This is a genomic window from Acetobacter conturbans (assembly GCF_011516755.1).
GTDB lineage: Bacteria > Pseudomonadota > Alphaproteobacteria > Acetobacterales > Acetobacteraceae > Acetobacter > Acetobacter conturbans.
This window is the reverse complement of sequence record NZ_WOSY01000073.1, coordinates 1-870: the sequence shown is the minus strand read 5'-3', so window position 1 is coordinate 870 and position 870 is coordinate 1. Positions and strand designations below refer to the sequence as shown.

The window sequence follows — 870 nt, the reverse complement described above, 5'->3', positions numbered from 1 at the left end:
AATGTCACGCCGTTCCCCAGAGGCTGACCTGACGACCGCCTGCGCCTCTTCTGGATGCGCTCTGATTGTTTCAGATATTTTGCTTACGACCGTTGATACGTTCATCTGTCGCGTCAGGGTTCTGACTGTTGTCGTGAAACGGCCCAGTATGCTGACAAAAGCCTCTGACAGGTTCTTCAGCAGATGCCAGCGGTCCGTCACCTGAAGAGCTGATGGCGCGCCTCTGTGGCATCCATCTGCATAAGCACCGGCACGGTCTCTGGCAATGATTTCAACACCGGGGTAGGCCTGCAGCCATTGGGCCAGGGTCGCAGCCTCCCGATCTGGCAGGAGGTCAATGACATCATTTTTCTCAAGATCGACCACAATCGTTCCATAGTGATGTCCCCGTCGCCATGCCCAGTCATCCACCCCTACCACGCGTGTAGGGGGCATGTCTTTCCTGGTGTTCCGTGCCCGGGAAAGGAGGCGGCGAATGAGAGTGTCCGGGCTGATGGGGCAACACAGGCGCACGGTCATTCGTGCACCAGCGGAACCGCCCAGGGTATGGGCGATATAATAATGAAGATCGGTAAGACGCGTGGTCTGTCTGCCATGACGTACGGTTATCCCGTCAAGGGGCATCACAAAGGTCCGACGTGGACAGACCGCAGCCTGACAGAAAAAGCGTGGTACAGAAACGATCAGCGTGGCCGGACGGCCCTGCCATGGAAGATCCGCAAGTTTTCTCTGATAGAAGCTGTGAATGCGTTGTGTCGGGCACTGACAGTCCGGACACAGTACACTCCGCTTGCGCAGACCGACTTCGATCTCCACTCTGTTGTCCAGTGCAACAACACGACGAACGACGAGGGAACGGGGAAGATCAAG

At 56.8% G+C, this 870-nt stretch carries 1 protein-coding gene; it reads right to left on the bottom strand.

All coding sequences use genetic code 11. From position 1 onward, the window contains the following. A partial coding sequence (locus GOB81_RS17375; RefSeq protein ID WP_173571463.1) for an ISL3 family transposase occupies positions 1-870 on the bottom strand: 870 nt, incomplete at both ends.